This window comes from Gammaproteobacteria bacterium (genome assembly GCA_021647245.1).
In the GTDB taxonomy this organism is placed as follows: domain Bacteria; phylum Pseudomonadota; class Gammaproteobacteria; order RBG-16-57-12; family RBG-16-57-12; genus JAFLJP01.
The window spans coordinates 18875-41931 of the sequence record JAKIVC010000004.1; the positions used below are offsets into that span (position 1 = coordinate 18875).

The window sequence follows — 23057 nt, forward strand, 5'->3', positions numbered from 1 at the left end:
TTTGTTATGATTAGCAAAAAACCGAGATGTAGAATGACTATGGAAAACCCGATTTTAGCACTAAAAGGGCTGCCACCCTTCTCGCAAATTAAACCACAGCACATTAAACCCGCGATTGAGCAGTTGCTGAGTGAGGCGCGTCAACAAATTCAGCAGCTCCTTGATAAGAATAGCCGCTATACCTGGGAAAACTTGGCACAACCCTTGGAGGATCTGGATGACCAAATTAGCCGCGCCTGGTCACCGATTGCCCATATGCACTCGGTGGTTAACAGCGAAGCGTTACATGAGGTCTACAGCGACTGCCTGCCGCTATTCAGTGAATACAATACCGAAGTAGCACAAAATCCACGTCTCTGCGAAGCCTTCAAACAGCTGCAAGCGATGGGCGACCAACATAATGAAGCGCAGCGTAAAATTATCAGCAATACGCTGCGTGACTTTCGCCTCTCAGGCATCGACCTGGCGCCTGAAAAGCGTGAGCGCTACAAGCTAATTGTTCAAGCGCTGTCACAGCTCAGCAACGAATTCAGTCAGAATCTACTGGATGCTACCGATGGCTGGAGTCTGAAAATCAGTGATGAGAGCAGGCTTGCCGGTCTACCCGAAAGTGCCCGCAACCTCGCCAAACAGGCGGCAGAGCAAGCCGGTTTTGATGGCTGGTTAATCAAATTGGAGTTCCCCTACTACTTTCCGGTGATAACCTATGCCGACGACCGGGCACTGCGTCGGGAAGTATACAGCGCTTATGTCACACGTGCTTCCGACCAGGGCCCTCATGCCGGGGAGTGGGATAATGGCCCGATTATGGAGCAGATTCTCTCACTGCGTCATGAAATGGCACAGCTGTTGGGCTTCGACAACTACGCTGAATACTCACTGGCCACCAAAATGGCTGCAGATACCGACCAGGTGATCGGCTTTCTGCACGACCTTGCCGAGCGCTCACTACCGATGGCCCAAAAAGAGCTGAAAACAGTGCGTGATTTTGCCATTCAGCTCGATGGCAGCGATCATTTAGAGGCGTGGGATATCAGCTACTACAGTGAAAAACTGCGCCAGCACCAGTACGCTATTTCGCAGGAAGATCTAAAACCCTATTTTCCGGCAAATCGTGTTACTTCAGGAATGTTTGAGACCGTTAATCGCTTGTTTGGCATCAAAGTCCGCCAAATAGAAGGTGTCGATTGCTGGCACCCCGATGTACTGTTTTTTGAAATCCGTGATGCCAGTGACAAGCTGCGTGGCCAGTTCTATCTGGACCTTTATGCCCGTCCGCATAAGCGGGGAGGTGCATGGATGGATGACTGTATCTGCCGCCGTAGCGATCGCCATGGTATACAGCACCCCGTCGCCTATCTGGTGTGTAACTTTACGCCCCCCATTGGTGACAACCCGGCGTTGCTTGCTCATGATGAAGTGCTGACGCTGTTTCATGAGTTCGGGCATGGCTTACACCACATGTTAACCCAGGTCGACTACCCTTCGATCTCTGGTATCTCGGGGGTTGCCTGGGATGCGGTAGAGCTGCCCAGCCAGTTCCTGGAAAATTGGTGTTGGCAGCGTGAAGCGCTTGATCTGTTTGCGGCTCACTACCAGACCGGTGAAAAAATTCCCGATGAACTGTATAACAAGATGGTTGCGGCCAGAAACTTTCAATCCGGCATGCAGATGGTCAGGCAACTGGAGTTTTCGCTATTTGATTTTCGCATGTATCGCGAATATGACCCACAAGGTGAAGCCAATATTTATGAGCTGTTGGATGAGGTGCGCCAACAGGTCGCTGTTATCAAGCCACCCAGCTTTAACCGCTTTCCCCACAGTTTTGGGCATATCTTTGCAGGTGGCTACGCCGCAGGTTATTACAGCTATAAATGGGCAGAAGTGCTCTCTTCCGATGCTTTTTCACTGTTTGAAGAGAATGGCATTTTTGATCCGGAAACAGGCCAGCGCTTTCTCTGTGCCATTCTCGAGCAAGGCGGCTCTAAAGAGCCCATGGCGCTGTTTATAGAGTTTCGAGGCCGAGAGCCAAGCATTGATGCACTCTTAAGGCACAGTGGCATCAGCGCTTAAGTCTAATGGCCACGCTGTTAAAATCAATACGAGACCTTTGCACGAAAGGTCTCAATACCAAGGCACTACTCATGAAACCGTTACACGCCCGTACTTATCAAATTCTCACGCTTATTTTATCGTTCATCCTGTTGGCACTGATCGGTAAATTCCTCATCGGCAGCAGCACCACTACCGCAGCAGATGGCCGCCAAGCGATCAGCTTAACCGCAGGCGAAGTCTCGCTCATTCGTAGTGATATGCGGCTCTTTTTAACCACCATTCAACGTATTACTCAGGGTGTTGCTGAAGATGATATGGCAAGGGTAGCGGAGACGGCCAAAGCGATGGGTAGTGACCAAAACCGTGCAGTCCCGATCACCTTAATGGCTAAGCTACCTTCTGATTTTCGCAAACTGGATTTTGCTTTACACGGTGAGCTTGAAGCGATAGCTGCTCTGGCTGAGGCGGGTGAAAAAGCCGCGCTGCTAGGCCGGCTAAGTAGCCTGTTGCAGCGCTGCAACACATGCCATGAAGGCTTTACCCTTAAGGTGCTGTGAGCGCCTGAACTCGGCAGCTCTACTGCTGTTGCTTGGGTGGCTGGATTTTCACCTCAGTAGCAAACAGCTCTTCCGCATCGACTTTATCGAAGCTGTACTTTTGGTGACAAAACTCACAATCGACTTCAATGTGTGGCTCCTCTTCGAGAATGGAGCGAACTTGGTCGATGCCGAGTCTTTTGAGCATTTCGGCCACCCGTTCGTGTGAGCAGCTGCAACGGAAACAGAGTGGCTCCACATCAAACAGCCGCAACTCCTCTTCATGAAAAAGACGATGTAGCAGCTCTCTTACCGGTAGTGTTAACAGCTCATGCATACTCAATGTGGAGGCGAGCGCCACCGCACGCTCCCAATCTTGCTGATTTTCATCACGCATGTCACCCGGCATACGCTGTAACAACATGCCACTGGCCTGCTGGTCATCTGCTGTGAGCCAGATATGGGTATCCAGCTGTTCTGAGTGGGTGAGGTAGTGCTCCAGCGACTCTGCCAGGGTATCACCGCAAATTTCAACAATACCCTGGTAGCGCTCCCCCTGATTTTTCGGATCGATGGTGATGGCGAGGGTGCCGTTACCCAGCAACGCCTTAAGGCTCCCCTCGGCAATCTCCCCTTGCCATTTTGCGACACCCCGTATGGCGCGCTCATTAGTAGCTTCCATGACCATTAGGCTAATCGGGCCGCTTCCTTGAAACTGGATGGTCAAGGTGCCTTCAAATTTCAGTGTTGACACCAGCAGCGCAGCTGCGGCCATCATCTCGCCCAATAGCTTGCGCACCGGCACAGGGTAATCGTGGTGGGAGGCTATTTTTTGCCAGCTGCTATCGAGGTGTACTAATTCACCACGGATCGGGGCATTTTCGAAGATGAAACGCTGCAAGCTGTCGCGTTCGGAGGGTGGAATTTGTGTCATTACGCAAAAATCTTCTTTTTCAGCAGTTGATTAACTTGGGCCGGGTTGGCTTTTCCCTGGGTTGCTTTCATCACTTGGCCGACAAAGAAGCCCATCATTTTATCTTTGCCGCCCCGTAGCTCTTCTGCTTGTTGTGGGTGATTGGCAATAATCTCATCAATCACCGCCTCAATTGCGCCGGAGTCGGTATTCTGTTTGAGATCTTTTGCCTCGATAATGGCATCCGCATCACCCTCGCCCGCCCACATGGCAGCAAACACCTGTTTGGCGATTTTACCGGAGATGGTGTTATCCGCAATGCGCTTCACCAAACCGCCTAGTTGCTCAGCTGTGACGGGGCTGGAGGTGATCTCTAGTCCATTTTTGTTCAAGGCTCCCACCAGCTCGACAATCACCCAGTTAGCACATATTTTTGCCTGTGCCGCCGAAGCTTTTACAACCGTTTCGAAGTAGTCGGCCAGCTCTCGGCTGCTGACCAGCACTTCTGCCGCATCTGCTTTAAGGCCAATTTCATCGATGAAGCGAGCCTTTTTAACATCGGGAAGCTCTGGCAAGGTTTTGGCAATTTCATCCAGATAGCTCTGCTCAATGACCACCGGTAGCAGGTCTGGGCAGGGGAAGTAGCGGTAGTCGTTCGCCTCCTCTTTGGAGCGCATTGAGCGGGTCTCATCTTTATCAGAGTCATAGAGGCGAGTCTCTTGCACAATAGTGCCACCGCCTTCGATGATCTCAATCTGACGCTCAATTTCATGGTTAATGGCACGTTCGATAAAGCGGAACGAGTTGAGGTTTTTGACCTCGGCACGGGTCCCCAGCGCCTCTTGCCCCACTGGGCGCACGGAGACATTGGCATCACAGCGGAAAGAGCCCTCCTGCATGTTGCCATCACAGATCTCCAAATAGCGCACCAGGGTGTGCAATTTTTTCATGTAGGCGACCGCCTCATAGGCGGAGCTTAGCTCAGGCTCGGAGACAATCTCCAGTAGCGGCGTACCGGCACGATTAAGGTCAATGCCGGTCATGCCGTGAAAATCCTCATGCAGTGATTTGCCAGCATCCTCTTCCAGGTGTGCGCGGGTCACGCCGATGTGTTTGATGGTGCCATCTTTCAGGGTGATATCCAGTTTGCCCTTGCCCACGGTGGGTAGGTCAAATTGACTGGTCTGGTAGCCTTTTGGCAGGTCAGGATAAAAGTAGTTTTTACGGGCAAATACTGAGCGCGGTGCAATCTCGGCTTTAATCGCCAGGCCAAACTTTGCCGCCATACGCACGACCTCTTCATTCAGCACCGGCAGCACACCGGGAAAACCCAGGTCAACCGCACACGCCTGGGTATTCGGTTCAGCGCCATAGGCGGTGCTTGCACCCGAAAAAATTTTACTCTTGGTTGCCAGTTGGGCGTGGATTTCTAACCCGATAACAGCTTCCCATTGCATACTTAGATAACCTCATTAGGTTTTACCGGACGGTCTCGTCCGCTTTTTAATTTAGTTCGGCCAACACTATATTGTGCTGTGTGTTACAAATATTTTTCAGGCCCTTGTCGGTGCCACTCTGTCACTTGCTGATACTGGTGTGCCACATTCAGCAGACGTGCTTCATCAAAATAGTTGCCGATGATCTGCAAGCCAACGGGGCGATTATTCACCCTCCCGGCTGGAACCGACATGCCGGGCAAACCTGCCAAATTGACCGCAATAGTGTAGATATCAGAGAGATACATGCTGACGGGGTCACTCCCCTTTTCACCCAAGTTGAATGCAGGCTCCGGTGTGGTTGGGCCCATAATGACATCAACCTCGGTAAAGGCCTTTTTGAAGTCATCTGAAATCAGCTGGCGAATCTGTTGTGCTTTGAGGTAGTAGGCATCGTAATAGCCAGCAGACAAGGCGTAGGCACCGATCATGATGCGACGTTTCACCTCTTCACCAAAACCTTCGCCACGGGAGCGTTTATAGAGATCTTCCAAATCGAGCGGATTTTCACAGCGATAACCAAAACGCACGCCATCCATCCGTGAAAGATTGGATGAGCACTCAGCGGGGGCGATTACATAGTAGGTCGGCACCGCAAGAGGGGTATTGGGCAAGCTGATCTCTTTGATCGTTGCCCCCAGCTTTTGGTACTCCTTGATAGCCGCGTCAATGGCTGTGGCCATTGCGCTATCCAAGCCTTCAGCAAAATACTCTTTGGGCAGACCGATTTTAAGCCCTTGCAGGCTATTGTTCAGATTGGCAGTATAGTCGGGTACCGGCTTATCCAGGCAGGTGGAGTCCCGCGCATCAAAGCCCGCCATGGTATTCAACATGATGGCGGCATCTTGTGCGCTGCGGGTCATGGGGCCTGCTTGATCCAGGCTTGAGGCAAAGGCGATCATGCCGTAGCGGGAGATACGTCCATAGGTTGGCTTAAGGCCGGTAATGCCACACAGGGCGGCGGGCTGGCGGATTGAGCCACCGGTGTCAGTGCCCGTTGAGGCGGGTGCGATGCGCGCCGCCACACACGCGGCTGAGCCGCCCGAGGAGCCGCCGGGCACCGCCTGTAAATCCCACGGATTTTTTACCGCTCCGTAAAAGCTGGTCTCATTCGATGAGCCCATGGCAAACTCATCCATGTTGGTTTTGCCCAGCATCACACTACCGGCACGATTAAACTTTTCAATCACCGTGGCATTATATGGCGCAATGAAGTTGTCCAGCATTTTGGAGCCACAGCTGGTACGCACGCCATCGGTACAAAAAATATCCTTCTGCGCCAGTGGAATACCCGTGAGCGCCTCTCCTTTGCCAGCAGCCAATAGCGCATCTGCCGATGCGGCTTGTGCCAACGCCCGCTCAGGGGTAACGGTTATGAAACTATTTAAATCACCATCATGTTGTTGAATGCGATCCAGATAATACTGTGTCAATTCAACGCTGGAGAATGCTTTATCACGCAGGCCCTGCGCCAGTTCAGAGAGAGTTTTATTGTGCATAGTCGCTTCGATTCTATTGTGTACGGGTTTTGATGAGGAGGCCATAAACAAGTGTTAGCCCGGATATTCCATGAGCTATCCGGGTGGGTATGTTCAGGGGCTCAATTGATGCTGTGGTGTTACTCAATAACCTTGGGCACTAAAAACAGGCTATTTTCAGTGGCCGGGGCAATCGCCAGGAATTTTTCGCGCTGGTTGCCCTCGGTGACCACATCAGCACGCAGGCGCTGAGCAACGTCCAGCGGATGAGCCATGGGCGTAATGCCGGTGGTATCGACGCAGCTCATCTGCTCCACCAGCGATAAGATTGCACTGAGGTTGCGGGCGTATTCAGGAATCTCCTGCGCTTCAATTTGCAGTCGCGCCAAGTGGGCAATTTTTTCAACGTCCGCTTTTTCTAATGACATTGTCCAGCTCCAGGGGGAATTATTGTTCTAAAGTGCTAAAGTTATCACAGTTGGCAGCTTGCCCAAAGCCCTGAGCACAGATACACTAGGCCAGATTTTTACCTATTAATAAGAAGTGGCGATAAATAAAGCTTATGTTTGGTTCTCTGCGCGGCATGTTTTCCAATGACCTCTCCATCGACCTGGGGACGGCAAATACTCTGATCTATGTAAAAGGACAGGGCATTATTCTCGACGAACCGTCGGTTGTGGCGATACGTCAGGACCGTGGTGCTGGCGGCCCTAAATCGATTGAAGCGGTCGGTCTCGAGGCGAAGCAGATGTTGGGGCGCACCCCCGCAAACATTGTGGCCATCCGCCCACTGAAAGACGGGGTGATCGCCGATTTTACCGTCACCGAAAAAATGCTCCAGCACTTTATCCATAAAGCCCATGACGAAAAATTTAAATTTTTCCGCCCCAGCCCTCGGGTGTTGATTTGTGTGCCTTGCGGCTCTACTCAGGTTGAGCGCCGTGCAATCAAGGAGTCTGCCATGGGTGCCGGTGCTCGTGAGGTTTACCTGATCGAAGAGCCTATGGCTGCCGCCATTGGCGCGGGTATGCCGGTGAACGAGGCTCGCGGCTGCATGGTGGTTGATATTGGCGGTGGCACCACTGAGGTGGCCGTTATTTCGTTGTCGGGCATTGTCTACTCCTCTTCCATTCGAATAGGGGGTGACCGTTTTGATGATGCGATTGTCAACTATGTACGCCGCAATTACGGCACATTAATTGGCGAAGCGACCGCCGAGCGTATCAAGCATGAGGTGGGTTCCGGTTTCCCGGGTGAAGAGGTTCAGGAGATTGAAGTGCGGGGACGTAACCTGGCAGAGGGTATTCCTCGCAGCTTCACCCTCAACAGTAACGAAATCCTCGAAGCGCTACAGGAGCCACTTTCTGCCATTGTCAGTGGGGTAAAGGCAGCGTTAGAACAGACGCCTCCCGAGTTAGGCTCCGATGTGGCTGAGCGTGGCATGGTATTGACCGGTGGTGGCGCGCTCTTGCGTGATATTGACCGTCTGCTCTCCGAGGAGACCGGCCTGCCGGTGATTATTGCAGATGACCCTCTCACCTGTGTGGCGCGCGGTGGCGGTAAAGCACTGGAGATGATCGACGAACGAGGCTGGAATGTATTTTCTTACGAATAGGAAGATTGCAGAGGAGGGCATATCAATGCCCTTTTTTCTTTTAGAAATACTTGAGCAAACCTGAACGTGCAGAGCCAAACCCAATGTTTTCGTTGAGAGCGTTTTTTCTGGGGTAGCCACATAAAAACCATATTTACAGAAGGGCCATCTTCAACACTGCGTGCAGCCTTCTTTGTGCTGCTCTCACTGCTGTTTATGATTTTGGATCACCGCTATAACCACCTTGATGATATCCGTGCGGGTATCGCCACCGCACTCTATCCCGTCCAATATATCGTTAACATCCCCTTTGCAACCACCCAGTGGGCCTCTGATACTTTTGTAAGCAGAGAGCGCCTAATCAAAGAGAACAACAACTTTAAAACTGAACACCTGCTGCTCAAAGCGCAACTACAAAAGCTCTACGCCCTCGAGAGAGAGAACATTCGCTTACGGGTACTGATGGAGTCGACCCAAAATATTGCTGAGCGGGTGATGATCAGTGAGCTCATCGCGGTCGACCTGGACCCTTTCAGTCGCCAGATTGTGATCAATAAAGGGGGCGGTGACAACCTGTTTGCCGGACAGCCACTGCTCGACTCCGATGGTGTGGTGGGTCAGGTGGTTGAAGTAGGGCAGTTTTCCAGTCGTGCCATGATGATCACCGACCCCTCCCATGCGATTCCAGTACAGGTTAATCGCACCGGTATGCGCGCCATAGCCATGGGCACCGGTGAGATCAGCAATGGCCTGGAGCTTACCCATATCCCCAACAACGCCGACATCCAAATGGGTGACCTGCTCGTCACCTCCGGGCTGGGTGGCCGCTTTCCGTCGGGCTACCCAGTGGCTCATATCACCGAGATCAGCATTGATCCAAGCCAGCCTTATGCGGTAGTTAAAGCTCACCCGGCAGCGGCACTTGAACGGATTAGAGAGGTGCTGATTGTCTGGAAGAGCGAGGCTGATTATACCGCTGGGGAGCAGCCATGAACGCATTTTCACCCCATAACGGCTGGGTGATCATCGCCACCTTTCTGTTTGCATTAATTCTAACGCTGTTGCCACTTCCTAGCTGGCTTGAGTTACTGCGTCCGGAGTGGGTAATGATTGTGCTGGTCTACTGGTGCTTGGCAATCCCTGAGCGCGTGGGGGTTATTGTTGGCTGGGTCGCCGGTATCACCCTGGATGTCGCCACCGGGTCATTGCTGGGTCAGCATGCGCTGGAGCTGGCGCTGGTTGCCTTTATCGTTGTAAAATTACACAAACGTATCCGCCTCTTTCCGGTGTGGCAACAAGCCGTTACCGTGCTGCTGCTGGCGCTACTCTGCCAGCTGATCGGCGTTTGGATCAATGGTGTTATCGACCGGCCAACGGGTGGGGTTGTCGGGTGGCTGCCCAGCATTACCACGCTACTGTTGTGGCCACCACTGTTCATATTGCTGCGTCGAATACGACGCTTTTACCGCGTTCGATAAGCCCCCGCCATATGCATAACGCTATTAAAGACCACAAGAAAGAGGCGAGGCTTTTTACCCTTCGCGTTGTGCTGGGTCTGCTCTGTGTGCTTATTTTGTTGTCACTATTGATTAGCCGCATGGCTTACCTGCAACTAGAGAGTCACCAGCACTTCACTACGCTCTCAGAAAAAAACCGCCTGCGCTTACTGCCAGAACCCCCTATTCGTGGGCTGATCTATGATCGTCAAGGGCGTGTTCTGGCTGAAAATATACCCAGTTACACCTTGGTGATCACCCCCGAGCGGGTCGATGATATAGAGCGAACGGTGGCTCGTCTTGCCGCAATTGTGGAGATCAGCGAGTTCGATATCCAGCGCTTTGAAAAGCAGCGAAAACGGAGTCGACGCTTTCACTCTATTCCACTGCGCTTTCGGCTCAGTGATGAAGAGGTTGCTCGTTTAGCGGTTGATCGACACCAATTCCCGGGGGTAGATGTTGAGGCTCGCTTGATGCGCCATTACCCGTTTAATGAGCTATCCGTACATGCCCTTGGCTATGTGGGGCGCATTAGTGAGCGTGAGCTGGCGCAACTTGATCATGCACAATATGCCGGCACCGATTACATCGGTAAAGCCGGGATTGAGAAATCCTATGAAAAGCTACTGCATGGTACCGTTGGCTACAAACGGGTAGAGAGCAACTCCCGTGGTCGCACCCTGCGGACGCTGGAGAACGTTCCACCGGTGCCTGGGGATAATATCTACCTCAGTCTCGATATCGACATGCAGCGCGCCGCCAAAAACGCGATGAATGGAGAGAATGGTGCGGTGGTTGCTCTTGATCCACGCAATGGCCAGGTGCTGGCGATGATCAGCACCCCGGAATATGATCCCAACTGGTTTGTGAATGGCATTAACAGTACACGTTACAAAAGCCTGTCGCAGTCAAAAGAGCAGCCACTTTTTAACCGTTTTCTACAGGGAAGGTACCCACCTGGCTCTACTCTGAAGCCGTTTACCGGCCTAGGGGCAATGGAGCTGGGGCTGCTTGATGAACGTGACCACACTAATTGTCACGGCTGGATGACGCTACCAGGGAATGAGCGGCGCTACCGTGACTGGAAAAAACAGGGCCATGGCCGCACGGATATGCAAAAAGCGATTGTAGAGTCCTGCGATGTCTATTTTTATGAACTGGCGATGAAAATGTCAATTGACCAGATGTATGACTTCCTAGTTCAGTTTGGTTTCAACCAGCGCACCGGCATCGACTTAGGCGGCGAATCCAGCGGTTTAGTCCCCTCATCCGAGTGGAAAAAGCGCATCAAAGGTGAGCGTTGGTACTTGGGTGAAACCCTGATATCGAGTATTGGCCAAGGCTTTAATTTGACGACACCACTGCAATTAGCGGTAGCCACAGGCACTTTAGCTATGGGGGGTAAACGCATGTACCCACAGCTTTTATTACAGATAGAAGATGTACTTAGCGGCACACTACAAGCACAAACTATAAAACAGGCTCACCAGGTCACGGTACACAATTCGGAAAACTGGGCCTATATGATTGATGCAATGAAAAAGGTGGTTAACTCGCCACGGGGTACCGCACGCGGCATTCACAGTGAAACATTCGTCATTGCCGGTAAAACAGGCACTGCACAGGTATTCGGCATCGCTCAAGATGAGGAGTATGATGTGGAGAAGATTAGCAAAAAATTACATGACCATGCACTGTTTATTGGCTTTGCTCCCATCGATAAGCCAGAAATTGCCGTTGCGGTTATTGTTGAAAATGGTGGTAGTGGTGGGGCCGTTGCCGCCCCCGTGGCGCGTGCTGTGATGGATGTCTACTTTGGAAAGCAGCCATGAAGTTATCAGACCTCAGTCATACACAGGAGAGCAGCACCCGCGGTGGGCAGTTTATCCACCTTGATATCCCGATGCTGCTGGGCTTGCTCGTGCTCTCCCTTGCCGGATTGATGATCCTCTACAGTGCCAGTGGTGAGGATATGGGCATGTTGCAGCGGCAGGCTACTCGTCTGGGGCTAGGGTTTGCTGTGATGGTTGCCTTAGCACAGGTTTCCCCCATCAACTTACTGCGCTGGACACCTTGGCTATTTGGCATTGGCTTACTACTGCTTATCGGTGTGCTGCTGTTTGGCCATACCGGTAAAGGGGCACAGCGCTGGCTTGATTTGGGGTTTTTCAAGTTCCAACCCTCTGAGATGATGAAGTTGGTGGTGCCAATGATGGTGGCCTGGTATCTACATCAAAAACCGCTGCCATGTGGTAAACGCCAACTGGGGGTAGCACTGCTGTTTATAGTGATTCCCGTTATTTTGATTATTCAACAGCCAGATCTTGGTACATCACTGCTCATCGCAAGTGCGGGTGTTTTTGTACTGTTACTCAGTGGCATATCAAGCAAGCATATTTTCATCTCCATCGGCACGCTGTCACTGTTCGCCCCCATCATGTGGTTTTTTGTGATGCATGACTATCAGCGCCAGCGCGTACTGACGCTCTTTAATCCGGAGAGTGATCCGTTGGGTGCGGGCTACCATATTATCCAGTCAAAAATTGCTATTGGTTCCGGTGGGCTCTATGGCAAGGGGTGGTTTAATGGTACCCAGTCACAGCTCGATTTCCTGCCCGAACGCCATACCGATTTTATTTTTGCAGTTTTTGCCGAAGAGTTTGGCTTTGTCGGCATCATCGCACTACTGGCAATCTACATGTTTATTATCCTGCGCGGCCTGCAAATTGCCGCCCAGGCGCAAGATACCTACGGCCAATTGGTTGTTGGTAGCTTGATTTTTACCTTTTTTATCTACATTTTCGTTAACATTGGCATGGTTTCAGGGTTACTGCCAGTGGTGGGTATTCCGCTGCCATTAGTCAGTTATGGCGGCACCTCAATGGTGACGATTATGGCTGGATTTGGTATTTTAATGTCCATTCACACCCATAGAAAGCTGCTTCCGGCTTAGGTAATAATATGCAACAGAAACTTATTCTCCTGATCTTTGTCACACTGCTCAGTGGTTGTGCGGGATCCCCCCTCATTGAGGAGCAGGATGCCGCACCAGAAGGTGATGTGGATGTCTCAAAAATCCCCGATGCACTGCCCAAATATGAACCCTATAGCAAATATGGCAATCCCGCCTCTTATGAGGTGTTTGGAAAGAGCTACTCGGTACTGGAGAGTGCAAAAGGCCACGTGGAACGGGGTATCGCCTCTTGGTACGGCACCAAATTCCACGGCAGGCGCACCTCCAGCGGTGAAACCTACGATATGTATAAAATGACCGCAGCCCACAAGCACCTGCCGCTGCCCACCTACGCTGAAGTGACCAATCTCGATAATGGCCATAAAATCATTGTCAAAATCAATGATCGTGGTCCTTTTAAAGAGGGCCGCATAATTGATCTTTCCTATGCAGCGGCCATCAAGCTGGGTATTGACCAAACAGGCACCGGCAATGTAGAGGTGCGTACCATTGTGCCTACCGCTGATGAGCACAATGTGACCATCAAGGCGGTACCGCTAGCGGCACCCTTCGCGGTGAGTAAAATGGAAAAAATAGCGCCGTCGCCAGGCAGCAATGCCACACCACAGATCTACCTACAGTTGGGCTCTTTTGGCGAACGCGACAATATGCAGCGTATGTTGGAGCGCCTGCTTGATTCAGAGATCAACAATGTGGTCATTCACCAACCCAATGAAGGCAGGCCCTTCTATCGTCTCAGAGTTGGCCCGCTGGCAGCCCGGAGTGATGCCGAGCAGTTGGCCACACAACTTAAGCAGATGGGCTTTGAAAAACCCTATATCGTTGTTGATTGATCTTAAAATGGTTATGCTATGGCTCTAATTTTAGCTTTATTGACTAAATAAAACGCCGCTTTGGCGGTACAATTGCACTCATTCATTTTTCTGATCTTGACACCACAGAAGATAAAACGGCTAACGCCCCACTATAGAATCCTGCCATGCACATTTTATTGACCCTCACCTTACTTCTGTTTGCCAGCCAGCTCGCTGCTGCGCCGGCAATGATCCCCAGTGCTCCCAAAGTAAATGCCAGCTCCTACTATCTGATGGACTTCAATAGTGGCCACGTCATTGCCGAGTACAACTCCGATGAGAGGGTAGAGCCTGCCAGTCTCACAAAAATGATGAGCGCCTACATTATTGAGCAGGAGCTTTTGCAAGGGCGCATGAATTTGAGTGACCCGGTTCGAATAAGTGAAAAAGCGTGGCGCATGGAAGGCTCGCGTATGTTTGTAGAGGTGGGCAAGTTTGTTACGGTCGAAAAGCTTTTAAGGGGGGTCATCATCCAATCGGGAAATGATGCCACCGTGGCGTTGGCAGAGCATATTGCTGGCAGCGAAGCCGCTTTCGCCGAGCTGATGAATGCCCACGCACAGCGCCTTGGCATGCAGAGCACCCATTTCGTCAACAGCACGGGTATGCCTGATCCTAACCACTACACCACTGCCCATGATATGGCTCTGCTGGGTCAGGCACTGATTCGTGATGGTGCTGAGTTCTACAGCTGGTACGCCGAAAAATCATATGAATACAATGGTATTTCACAATATAACCGCAACAAACTGCTGTGGCGCAACAAGTCTGTTGATGGCATTAAAACCGGCCATACTGAAGCAGCGGGCTACTGTCTCGTTGCCTCCGGTGAGCAGAATGGCATGCGTTTAATCTCGGTGGTCATGGGCACCAAGAGCGACAACTCGCGCACCGATGAAAGCCAGAAGTTGCTCACCTACGGCTTCCGCTTTTTTGAAACGCATAAGCTGTATAGTGCCGAACAATCCCTGCAAAATATACGCATCTGGAAAGGTGAGAGTGACCAGCTCTCGGTGGGCGTAACCGACGACCTCTACGTGACTATTCCACGGGGCCAATATGACAAACTGCAAGCATCAATGCAGATTAATAGCAAAATCATGGCACCGCAACAGCAAGGCAATCGTGTGGGCACGGTTGTCGTTAAACTACAAGATACTATCGTCGCCGAAAGGCCGTTGCAGGCATTAAGCTCAGTGGCCGAAGGGGGCGTGGTGAAATCACTGATAGACCAAGTTAAGTTGATGTTTGAATAGATGGGTATCGTCCACCTGAATGGGCAGCTACTGCCTGAAGAGCAAGCTAAAATACCGGTCACTGACCGAGGCTTTCTGTTTGGTGATGGTGTTTATGAGGTGATCCCAGCCTATGCGGGTAACTTTTTCCACCTTGACGAACACCTTGCGCGGCTGCAAAACAGCCTAAAGGGTGTCCGCATCGGCAACCCTCACAGTAGCGCCCAGTGGCGACAGCTGCTTAAACAGCTGCTGGATGCCAATCACGCCAACGAAACAGACTACTCCATCTACCTGCAAATCACCCGTGGCAGCGCACCGCGTCGTGAGCACGCCTTTCCGCAAGAGTCTCATCCTACGGTTTTTGTCGCCGCGACACCCATCACCAAACCCAGTGATGAAACCTACGCCCAGGGTATCTCAGCCATCACCCTTGAAGATACCCGCTGGAAACAGTGCCATATTAAAGCCATCAGCCTGCTACCCAATATTCTGCTACGCCAACAAGCGGTTGAAGCGGGTGCTGCGGAAGCGATTCTGCTGAAAGAGGGCTATCTTACCGAAGGGGCTGCCAGTAACGTGTTTATTGTCTTGAAAGATGAGATTTTGACCCCACCTAAGAGTGCAGAGCTGCTTCCTGGCATTACTCGCGATGTGGTGCTGGAGCTGACGCAACAGCACGGTCTGAATAGCCGCGAGGCTCAAATCAGCGATCAGCAACTACGCGAAGCCAGTGAAATCTGGGTGACCAGCTCTACCCGGGAAATCCTGGCGGTGACGCAGCTGGACGGTCACCCCGTCGGAAAGGGCAGGCCTGGCCCACTCTGGTCACGTATTTATAGTGACTATCAAACCTTTAAAAAACAGCTGCGCCAGCCAGCATCACGGTAAAATATAATGTCTGATCAAGAAACTCTGTTTGAATTTCCCTGTGAATTTCCCATTAAAGTGATGGGTGAAGCGGCGGATGATTTTGATAGCCACGTTGTCACTATTATTCGCAAGCATGTATCAGACTTGCCAGAAGGCGCGGTTAGCAACCGCACCAGCAGTGGTGGAAAGTTTCAATCAGTTACCGTCACCTTTACCGCCACCAGCAAAGTACAGCTGGATGCCATCTACATGGAACTCACGGCCTGTAGCCGCATCAAGATGGTGCTTTAAACTCTTCTGATGAGCCAACTGATTATCCGCCACCTGGCACAACAACCCTACCCGCTCGTTTGGCAGGCGATGCAGCGCTACACTGATCAACGCACCGCCACAAGTTGCGATGAGCTGTGGGTTGTTGAGCACCCGGCAGTCTATACACTGGGACTAAATGGCAAAAAAGAGCACATCCTCAACGCCACCCATATTCCGGTGGTCGCGAGTGACCGTGGCGGACAAGTGACCTACCACGGCCCGGGCCAACTGATCATCTACCTACTCTTCGATCTAAAACGTCACGACTGGGGAGTACGCCACCTGGTCACCGCCATCGAAGAGTCAATTATCGCGCTGCTTGCAGAGTACAACATTGCAGCCCACGCCCGAGCAGATGCCCCCGGAGTTTATGTAAAGCAGGCAAAAATTGCGGCTCTTGGATTGCGCATACGCCGCCACTGTAGCTATCACGGCTTGAGCCTGAATGTTAATATGGACCTCACCCCTTTCGCCAATATCAACCCCTGTGGTCATGCCGGAATGGCGGTAACGCAATTGACGACTTTAGGGGTCGATGAGACCTTGGCGGTGGTGGCCGATAAATTGTGTCACAAGCTCTGCCAGACGCTGCAACTGGCTGGCGAAATTCAGATTGAAACAGCGTTGCCCGTATTGGAAAAGAAGCCATGAAGTCGATTGATGAACAGGAAAAAGCGCGCCGCTCACTGCGTGAACTGAAAGGTGAATCGAAGGTATCACGGATCCCGATTAAGGTAGTGCCGGCTAAAATTCCACTGAAAAAGCCCCGCTGGATTAAGGCCATTGCCCCCACCTCACCAGAGGTGAAGCGCATCAAAGGCATCCTGCGAGAGCAGAAATTATTCTCCGTTTGTGAAGAGGCCGCCTGCCCCAATCTGGGTGAGTGTTTTCACCATGGTACGGCTACTTTTATGGTTATGGGGGGTATCTGCACTCGCCGCTGCCCATTTTGTGATGTGGCACATGGTAAACCCGAGCCACTGGATCTGGATGAGCCATCACACCTAGCTGAAGCGGTTGCCGCCATGGGACTCAACTACGTTGTGGTCACTTCAGTTGATCGTGATGACCTGCGTGATGGTGGCGCCGAACATTTTTCAAAATGTATCGGTGCGATTCGCAAAGCGTCGCCCACCACCCGTATTGAAACGCTGGTCCCCGACTTCCGTGGCCGAATGGAGGTCGCCCTAGAGCAGCTAAAAGCCACCCCACCGGATGTTTTTAACCACAATCTGGAGACGGTACCCAGGCTCTACAAAAAAGCCCGCCCCGGTGCCGATTACGCATGGTCACTCAAGCTGTTGGAGCGTTACAAAACAGCTTGCCCCGAGGTTGCCACTAAATCGGGTATCATGCTGGGGCTGGGCGAGGAGATTGCAGAGGTCAAGCGGCTGCTACAGGCGCTGCGTAGCCATAAGGTGGAGATGCTCACCCTCGGACAGTATCTGCAGCCAAGCCAGCACCATCTGCCCGTCGAGCGCTATGTCACACCGGAAGAGTTTGAGCAGCTCGCAGAGTATGCGCGAGCCATCGGTTTCAGCAGCGTTGCCAGCGGGCCCATGGTGAGATCCTCCTACCATGCTGACCTACAGGCATTGGGGGAAACGGTTAAATAATATCATTGAGGCGACAACCGTGGCACAATCCCTCAGTAGTCAATAATGATTTTTTAACAAAATTATTCAACTCTCGAATCGCGGGTAGAAAGGCGCATACTGCATAAGTTTTAATTTGACAGTAAAACCAATTCTTACGCACCATATAGCGCGCCTATCGGGGTTCGGGCAAAGGTCTCACACGAGGAGTACCGCATGTTTAAATCAGCACTCATCACCCTGGTCAGCACCTTTTTTGTGCTGAGCCTTAGCGGCTGCACCGGCACCCATGTGATTGAAGATAGCCCGATACTGCAACCCAACCTGGATCAGGAGTACTCAACCATCTATATCCTTCGGGAGAGGCCGCGATATCCCACCGGTTTTCCTGACCAACCGATCAAGATCGATATTAACGGTTACGACTTGGGAAAGCTTTCATATAGTGAATACATCATGCTGCGCATAAAGCCCACAGAGGGTACGATCCGCTTTTTATCACTTGATCTTTATGGGCCGATCAAGGAGCCTCGGCAGCTAGCCGGTGAAGAGACCTTCAACTTTGCAGCGGGCCAGACCAACTTTATCCTTGCCAAGTTTATTGATGGTGAGTTCCGTGGTGCCTACTTTGTACCAGAGCGTATCGAGTTCAACCGGGCACGAAAACTGGCCGAAAAAATGAAGCCCTATAAAATTAAAAAGGGCCAGCGGATTACCGATCTTTGATCAATAGCAGCGCTCTGCAACCGTAAAACCTGCCTACATGAGATACCACATGCGCCTCTTTATGACCTTGTCACTCCTGCTGCTGGCAGGCTGCAACGCCTTGCCACAAATTCAGAGTATCGAACCTCAGCAACTCGACCCCAGCAAACCCGCCACCTTGGTATTGCAGTTAGATAGAGCCCATGCTGACGGTGAGGTGGCCATTCGCCCCAGCCCTATTACTGTTGAATACCAACAAACTCTCTCATCCCAAGCCAATGCGCTGATGATGCTAGCCAACGGCCAGCTATTGATTGCAGAGGGAAATGTACTCAAACTGCAACATCAACAGCAACTGATCAGCCAGCTGGCGCTGCCTAACGTGATCCAGCACCTTGCCCAGAGCGGCGCTACCCTATTACTTGCTGATGCAGCTCAACAGCTCTATCGCATCGAGACGGCTCAAGGCCAGTTAAAGTTAAGCCAGCAGTGGGCGCTCACTCACACCATCGACCACCTTGGCGCTCACTTTGCAGCCGCCTCTAGTGGAAAACTCTCTCTGCTCCATGAATCCGGCGTACAACACTACACCTTCGACACCCCATTTAAAGCAATCGACTGCACTGCTGACCTCTGCTACCTTGCCACCGCCAGTGGCGTAGCCATTATCGGGCTACAGCCATCAGGGGAGCATAACCTGCTCGGACAGCTAAGTATTGCCGGTGCGGTGGAAGATCTTCAAATTATTGGCCAACAACTGTTCTTGGCTGGAGAGATGGGTTTTACCCTGCTCGACATTCAAGAGCCGCACCGCCCCCGCTGGCTTGCCAGCAATAATAAGTTTGGCAGCGCCACGACACTGGTGGCGGGTGAGTTTTTCACACTGCTGCGCAATCAACAGGGTGTTTTTCATATTGTTGATACCCGCACCCCAAGACGACCGATCTGGCGCAGCAGCTTTACTGTGCCCCACAGCGGCCCGTTTACACTGTATAAAAACAGCGCCTGGCTGATCAGCGGACTTGAGTTGCAGCAGCTTGATATGGCTCAGGCAACCCTGCCGATCCTTAATCACTCCGGTATTAACCTGGGGGGCAGTCGGCGTGTGCAACTGCATGATAACACCCTCTATGTGGCGGATTGGTTCTCTGGCCTGCACCTCTATGACATCAGCAACCCTGAAGCCCCCCGACACAGTGGCAATTTGCACACCCCCGGTTCGGCCAAGGGGGTGTGGTTGGATGGTCACTACCTCTATCTGGGTGATGACGACCATGGCCTGCAGGTGATCGACCTCAACACATTAAAGGTCGTGCATGAAGTGCCCACTCACGGTCTGGCCTATACCATGGATCGCATGGGTAACCTGCTCTATCTGGCTGACCATCGGGGGGGGTTTCATCTATTAGATATTAGCGAGCCGGAACAGGCCTACATCGTCGGCAGCCACGACACACCGCAAAAAGTGTGGTCAATTCAGGCCTACAAAAATGCCGCACTGGTAACAGATGACCAGAGTGGTGTATTGATTTTTGATGTCAGCAACCCCAGCCAACCCCAGCAGATTGCCCAATATCAACCCGGTGGTTTCGCAGAAGATATTGTTGTGCGGGGTGATATCGCCTACGTCGCCTTCTTCGATGATGGCCTGCATATCCTCGATATCAGTGACCCGCACCAACCCCGCGTGCTAGGCCAACTGGCGACCCCTGGAAATGCACGCGGCATCTTCCTGGAAGGCAATCTACTCTATCTTGCTGACTGGTACGCCGGGCTACAGATCATCGATATTCAAGACCCGCAGCAGCCGCAATGGCTGGGGGGAGTCGATACACCCGGAGCGGCGTGGGGTGTCGTGATCCGCGATCAACACGCCTATATCATGGATTGGTGGGGTGGTATTCAAACGGCTGATATCAGTGACCCCCGCCACCCCAGGCTGCGACATAACAGCCATGCACAAGAGAAGAGCCATGATATCGCCCTTAATAGCAATTATGCCTACCTAGCCGCTGGCCGGGGTGGATTACAGGTGTTTGATATTAATAACAGCCAGGGCCCGATCTGGACAACGGCACTCACACTGAGTGGTCATAGCAACCAGGTGGTGGTAGAGAACGATACCGCCTACATCAGCCACTACCCCGGGGGGATTAGTGTGGTTGATATTCGGGATCCATTCTATGCTCGACTGATTGAACATTATCCGCTGGAAGAGTCGATACAGCAGCTCACCCTACAACAGCAGCAACTACTGGCCCTGGGTGCGAGTGGCGAGCTATATGCCTGGCAGATAGAGGCTGACAATAGCCTTTATCCGATTGATGCCCCCCACTCACCTGGCCGGCTATACGCGCTGGGTGACTCTGATCACTGGCCTGTGGTGATTAATCAGCAAGGGGCGATTGAGTTGCTTGATCCGCAAAGCCTCAACAGCCTCAGCTCACTGCCCGGTAACTTCAAGCAGGCGCTGTTAGCCGACAACACGCTCTACGCCCTCAGTGATAAGCAGCTTTTTATCGCACTACTGCATGAAACGCATATACAGCCCGTTAGTCGCTTTGTGCTGGGCCAAAAGATTTATGATTTAAAACTATCCGGCTCAACCCTCTATCTCAGTGGTGAGCGTGAAGTGCTGGCACTGGCCGTAGACCAGCCTGAACGCCCGGTGCTGCGCTACCTCTACCCCCGGAGCAACCAAGCGGGCGCTATTGCGATTGGTAAAGGGGCTATTTTCGCAGCGGGTGATCAGCTGCTGGCCACTGCGCCACTCCTTCCACCCTTCGAGTCGCAGCGCCGAAAAGCGGGGCTAAAACTGATCCTCCCAGCAGGATACCCAGAGGGGCGTTATGACCTTGTTATGCGACAAACTGAGGGAAAGGAACACGCATACAACAACGCATTCAGCTTGCAAAAACCACGTGGTAAACGGGTTAAGTTCACCCTGGATGACCTGAAAAAGGCCATGAAGGGGTCTCTGAATAAGCCTGATTGAGTATAGGCTGGCCTAGACCCCTTAAGGAGCTGCAACAGATGCCGACAAAGCCCTAAATCACACGCATTGTGTGGTAAAAATCAAGAGCCTAGGGGTAAGCGCTTTGTCACTGAACCATAGCAACGAAGAGGAGCTATACAGCCAAAATCAGGCCCTGCGCCGCCAGCTCAAAGCCTTTATATCCCAAGCGCGTAACAATGAAGAGAAGATGCACCGCTTTCAAGCACAGGAGTTGCGCTTAATCAGCTTAAAATCATTAGCTGAACTGATCGAAACCATCCTCTACGAATACCGCGCCTCTTTTGAGCTGGATGCGGTCACACTCACGCTGGTTGACCCCTCCTACGAAATTCGTCACATGCTGGAAGATGAAGGTAGCCTGCAACAGCATCCACAACTGCTCTTTTGTGAATCGACAGACCAACTTGACACTCTCTTCGGCTGTAGCGATGCCCCTCTTCTTGACTACTTCCGCGAGCAGCATAGCCCCTTTTTTCCTGACTACCATCACCGCTTCGCCAGTATTGCAATACTTCCGCTGATTCGTTATGGCGAGATAATTGGCAGCATCAACTTGGGTAGCCAGCGCGAAGAGCGTTTCATCAAAGGATCAGGTACAGACTTTTTACAGCGCCTCGCGGCAGTGTTTGCCATCTGCCTTGAAAATGCCTGCAATCACGAACGACTCAAACGGGTCGGCCTGACCGACTTTCTCACCTCGGTGAATAACCGCCGCTATTTTGATCAACGGCTACTGGAGGAGATCACACGCTGTAAACGCCAAAATAGCACTCTTTCGTGTCTGCTGCTGGATATCGACTTTTTCAAAAAAATAAATGATAACTATGGACACCGTGCGGGTGACCAAGTGCTGAAAGAGTTTGCCGCCCTGATCCGCAAGCAGTTGCGCGTCAGTGACCTGCTGGCACGTTATGGTGGAGAGGAGTTTGTGGTGCTGCTGGTGGATACCCCACTGTCACGTTCGGTAGAGATTGCTGAACGAATTCGCAGTGAGCTGGAGCAACACCGTGTGACGATTGAGAGCGGAGATCAATTAAAAATAACGGTCTCGATTGGTATTGAACTTATTGAAGGGGATAACGACCAGCAGAGTGCAGAAGAGATGGGGGCACTGCTGGTAGAGAAAGCCGATCAGGCGCTTTATCGGGCAAAAAATGAAGGGAGAAATCGCGTGATCTTCAACGGATTTTGCCCCCTTCCCAATTAGTGTACTCGCTTAAAAAATGGGCTACTTAACGGTCACCATAGCCAACTTTACGGGTACGTGTATGGCGGGTTTTCTTGATGGCTGCCGGAATATCCACACTTGAGGCTCCCAGCGGCTGAGCCGCTTCATCCTGGTAGACCCACTCATTGATATCGGCCCGGTAATGCCACCCTTTTTTATCTGTGGCACTGCTTTCTTCAGGGAGCGCTTCAGTCTGCTCGGTAGCGGCGGCTGATACTTTATTGTGTGGTTGGCGCAGCTTGCCACCGCGCAAAATCAGCATGTGGTGGCACGAGAGATCATCTAACAGCTGTTTCGTCTGCTGCTGATCCCACTTCACAGATGCCAGGCCTTGGCGCAGCACTTTCACTAAGGTGGGCAACAGCCCGATCATCTTGGTGCGCTCGGCTAGATTCTGCTTGGGCTGAAGTGTCCAGACCAGCTCATCGGTGATCTCCATCGCCAAAATCCAGCGTAGGCTACCGAACCCCTCTTCGATGTAGATTGCCGCCAATACCTCTTTCCAGGCATCGTTCAGCAGTGAAACTACCTCTTCAGGCAGAACCGATTCATCAAAACGAATCGATAGCTCCTGATCAACAATAGCGCGAGCGCACTCAAGTTCTGATTGGTCAAAGCTCACCTCTGTTCCGGCCCTGCTTGGGTCATAGGCAAACAACTCTTCAACGGGCATTAATTCTGGTAATGACATATCCCC

General features: G+C 51.9%; 20 protein-coding genes and 1 pseudogene. 16 read left to right on the plus strand and 5 right to left on the minus strand.

Going from position 1 to position 23057, the window contains the following annotated elements; genetic code table 11:
* Positions 1-39: 39 nt before the first annotated feature.
* Positions 40-2073, plus strand: coding sequence for an oligopeptidase A (gene prlC, locus L3J94_01960; GenBank protein MCF6217522.1), 2034 nt, complete (start codon positions 40-42; stop codon positions 2071-2073).
* 71 nt (positions 2074-2144) lie between these two features.
* Entirely contained in the window at positions 2145-2612 is a 468-nt protein-coding gene (locus tag L3J94_01965; GenBank protein ID MCF6217523.1) for a hypothetical protein, read from the plus strand.
* A 19-nt stretch (positions 2613-2631) separates the two neighbouring features.
* Here the strand turns inward: L3J94_01965 and hslO are convergent, their stop codons facing one another.
* From hslO to gatC, 4 genes are all read right to left on the minus strand, one after another.
* Complete coding sequence (gene hslO / locus L3J94_01970) at positions 2632-3525, minus strand: Hsp33 family molecular chaperone HslO (GenBank protein ID MCF6217524.1); 894 nt, start codon at positions 3523-3525, stop codon at positions 2632-2634.
* Positions 3525-4961, minus strand: a complete 1437-nt coding sequence (gene gatB / locus L3J94_01975) for an Asp-tRNA(Asn)/Glu-tRNA(Gln) amidotransferase subunit GatB (protein MCF6217525.1) — start codon at positions 4959-4961, stop codon at positions 3525-3527. Before gatB ends, hslO begins: the two co-directional genes overlap by 1 nt.
* Before the next feature lie 83 nt (positions 4962-5044).
* Complete coding sequence (gatA, locus tag L3J94_01980) at positions 5045-6499, minus strand: Asp-tRNA(Asn)/Glu-tRNA(Gln) amidotransferase subunit GatA (protein ID MCF6217526.1); 1455 nt, start codon at positions 6497-6499, stop codon at positions 5045-5047.
* 119 nt (positions 6500-6618) lie between these two features.
* Entirely contained in the window at positions 6619-6906 is a 288-nt protein-coding gene (gene gatC / locus L3J94_01985; GenBank protein MCF6217527.1) for an Asp-tRNA(Asn)/Glu-tRNA(Gln) amidotransferase subunit GatC, read from the minus strand.
* Positions 6907-7040: 134 nt separating this feature from the next.
* Between gatC and L3J94_01990 the strand changes: the two genes are divergently transcribed.
* The 14 genes and pseudogenes from L3J94_01990 to L3J94_02055 all read left to right on the plus strand — a co-directional run bounded on the left by L3J94_01990 (position 7041) and on the right by L3J94_02055 (position 22339).
* Positions 7041-8093: a rod shape-determining protein gene (locus L3J94_01990; GenBank protein MCF6217528.1), complete on the plus strand. Its 1053-nt coding sequence runs from the start codon at positions 7041-7043 to the stop codon at positions 8091-8093.
* A gap of 174 nt (positions 8094-8267) precedes the next feature.
* Positions 8268-9065 carry a rod shape-determining protein MreC gene (mreC, locus tag L3J94_01995; protein ID MCF6217529.1) on the plus strand — a complete coding sequence of 266 codons (798 nt, stop codon included), beginning with the start codon at positions 8268-8270 and terminating at the stop codon, positions 9063-9065.
* Positions 9062-9550 carry a rod shape-determining protein MreD gene (gene mreD, locus L3J94_02000; protein MCF6217530.1) on the plus strand — a complete coding sequence of 163 codons (489 nt, stop codon included), beginning with the start codon at positions 9062-9064 and terminating at the stop codon, positions 9548-9550. Before mreC ends, mreD begins: the two co-directional genes overlap by 4 nt.
* A gap of 11 nt (positions 9551-9561) precedes the next feature.
* On the plus strand, positions 9562-11400 hold the full coding sequence (gene mrdA / locus L3J94_02005) for a penicillin-binding protein 2 (protein MCF6217531.1): 1839 nt from the start codon (positions 9562-9564) through the stop codon (positions 11398-11400).
* Complete coding sequence (rodA, locus tag L3J94_02010; protein ID MCF6217532.1) at positions 11397-12521, plus strand: rod shape-determining protein RodA; 1125 nt, start codon at positions 11397-11399, stop codon at positions 12519-12521. Before mrdA ends, rodA begins: the two co-directional genes overlap by 4 nt.
* Positions 12522-12529: 8 nt before the next feature.
* Positions 12530-13375 (plus strand): septal ring lytic transglycosylase RlpA family protein, encoded by an 846-nt coding sequence (locus L3J94_02015; protein ID MCF6217533.1) that lies wholly within the window; start codon positions 12530-12532, stop codon positions 13373-13375.
* Positions 13376-13521: 146 nt separating this feature from the next.
* Positions 13522-14652, plus strand: coding sequence for a D-alanyl-D-alanine carboxypeptidase (locus L3J94_02020; protein MCF6217534.1), 1131 nt, complete (start codon positions 13522-13524; stop codon positions 14650-14652).
* The gene (locus L3J94_02025) at positions 14653-15522 is read left to right on the plus strand and encodes a D-amino acid aminotransferase (protein MCF6217535.1); all 870 of its coding nucleotides are present in this window, start codon (positions 14653-14655) and stop codon (positions 15520-15522) included. It begins immediately after the preceding gene.
* Between the two features lie 6 nt (positions 15523-15528).
* Positions 15529-15795: a DUF493 domain-containing protein gene (locus L3J94_02030; GenBank protein MCF6217536.1), complete on the plus strand. Its 267-nt coding sequence runs from the start codon at positions 15529-15531 to the stop codon at positions 15793-15795.
* Positions 15796-15804: 9 nt separating this feature from the next.
* Positions 15805-16362: pseudogene (gene lipB, locus L3J94_02035) on the plus strand (lipoyl(octanoyl) transferase LipB).
* A 101-nt stretch (positions 16363-16463) separates the two neighbouring features.
* Positions 16464-17432, plus strand: a complete 969-nt coding sequence (gene lipA / locus L3J94_02040) for a lipoyl synthase (protein MCF6217537.1) — start codon at positions 16464-16466, stop codon at positions 17430-17432.
* Positions 17433-17627: 195 nt separating this feature from the next.
* Entirely contained in the window at positions 17628-18137 is a 510-nt protein-coding gene (locus L3J94_02045) for a hypothetical protein (GenBank protein ID MCF6217538.1), read from the plus strand.
* 61 nt (positions 18138-18198) lie between these two features.
* A complete protein-coding gene (locus tag L3J94_02050; GenBank protein MCF6217539.1) occupies positions 18199-21111 on the plus strand; it encodes a hypothetical protein in 2913 nt (970 codons plus the stop codon).
* Positions 21112-21214: 103 nt separating this feature from the next.
* Positions 21215-22339: a sensor domain-containing diguanylate cyclase gene (locus L3J94_02055; GenBank protein ID MCF6217540.1), complete on the plus strand. Its 1125-nt coding sequence runs from the start codon at positions 21215-21217 to the stop codon at positions 22337-22339.
* Between the two features lie 25 nt (positions 22340-22364).
* On the opposite strand, the gene L3J94_02060 is transcribed toward L3J94_02055, so the two are convergent.
* Complete coding sequence (locus tag L3J94_02060; protein MCF6217541.1) at positions 22365-23051, minus strand: DUF1631 domain-containing protein; 687 nt, start codon at positions 23049-23051, stop codon at positions 22365-22367.
* Positions 23052-23057 lie beyond the last annotated feature (6 nt).

Excerpts from the sequence above, each read along its gene's own strand:
- prlC (MCF6217522.1), top strand. The coding sequence starts at position 40 with ATGGAAAACCCGATTTTAGCACTAAAAGGGCTGCCACCCTTCTCGCAA.
- L3J94_01965 (MCF6217523.1), top strand. The coding sequence starts at position 2,145 with ATGAAACCGTTACACGCCCGTACTTATCAAATTCTCACGCTTATTTTA.
- hslO (MCF6217524.1), bottom strand. The coding sequence starts at position 3,525 with ATGACACAAATTCCACCCTCCGAACGCGACAGCTTGCAGCGTTTCATC.
- gatB (MCF6217525.1), bottom strand. The coding sequence starts at position 4,961 with ATGCAATGGGAAGCTGTTATCGGGTTAGAAATCCACGCCCAACTGGCA.
- gatA (MCF6217526.1), bottom strand. The coding sequence starts at position 6,499 with ATGCACAATAAAACTCTCTCTGAACTGGCGCAGGGCCTGCGTGATAAA.
- gatC (MCF6217527.1), bottom strand. The coding sequence starts at position 6,906 with ATGTCATTAGAAAAAGCGGACGTTGAAAAAATTGCCCACTTGGCGCGA.
- L3J94_01990 (MCF6217528.1), top strand. The coding sequence starts at position 7,041 with ATGTTTGGTTCTCTGCGCGGCATGTTTTCCAATGACCTCTCCATCGAC.
- mreD (MCF6217530.1), top strand. The coding sequence starts at position 9,062 with ATGAACGCATTTTCACCCCATAACGGCTGGGTGATCATCGCCACCTTT.
- mrdA (MCF6217531.1), top strand. The coding sequence starts at position 9,562 with ATGCATAACGCTATTAAAGACCACAAGAAAGAGGCGAGGCTTTTTACC.
- rodA (MCF6217532.1), top strand. The coding sequence starts at position 11,397 with ATGAAGTTATCAGACCTCAGTCATACACAGGAGAGCAGCACCCGCGGT.
- L3J94_02015 (MCF6217533.1), top strand. The coding sequence starts at position 12,530 with ATGCAACAGAAACTTATTCTCCTGATCTTTGTCACACTGCTCAGTGGT.
- L3J94_02020 (MCF6217534.1), top strand. The coding sequence starts at position 13,522 with ATGCACATTTTATTGACCCTCACCTTACTTCTGTTTGCCAGCCAGCTC.
- L3J94_02025 (MCF6217535.1), top strand. The coding sequence starts at position 14,653 with ATGGGTATCGTCCACCTGAATGGGCAGCTACTGCCTGAAGAGCAAGCT.
- L3J94_02030 (MCF6217536.1), top strand. The coding sequence starts at position 15,529 with ATGTCTGATCAAGAAACTCTGTTTGAATTTCCCTGTGAATTTCCCATT.
- lipA (MCF6217537.1), top strand. The coding sequence starts at position 16,464 with ATGAAGTCGATTGATGAACAGGAAAAAGCGCGCCGCTCACTGCGTGAA.
- L3J94_02045 (MCF6217538.1), top strand. The coding sequence starts at position 17,628 with ATGTTTAAATCAGCACTCATCACCCTGGTCAGCACCTTTTTTGTGCTG.
- L3J94_02050 (MCF6217539.1), top strand. The coding sequence starts at position 18,199 with ATGACCTTGTCACTCCTGCTGCTGGCAGGCTGCAACGCCTTGCCACAA.
- L3J94_02060 (MCF6217541.1), bottom strand. The coding sequence starts at position 23,051 with ATGTCATTACCAGAATTAATGCCCGTTGAAGAGTTGTTTGCCTATGAC.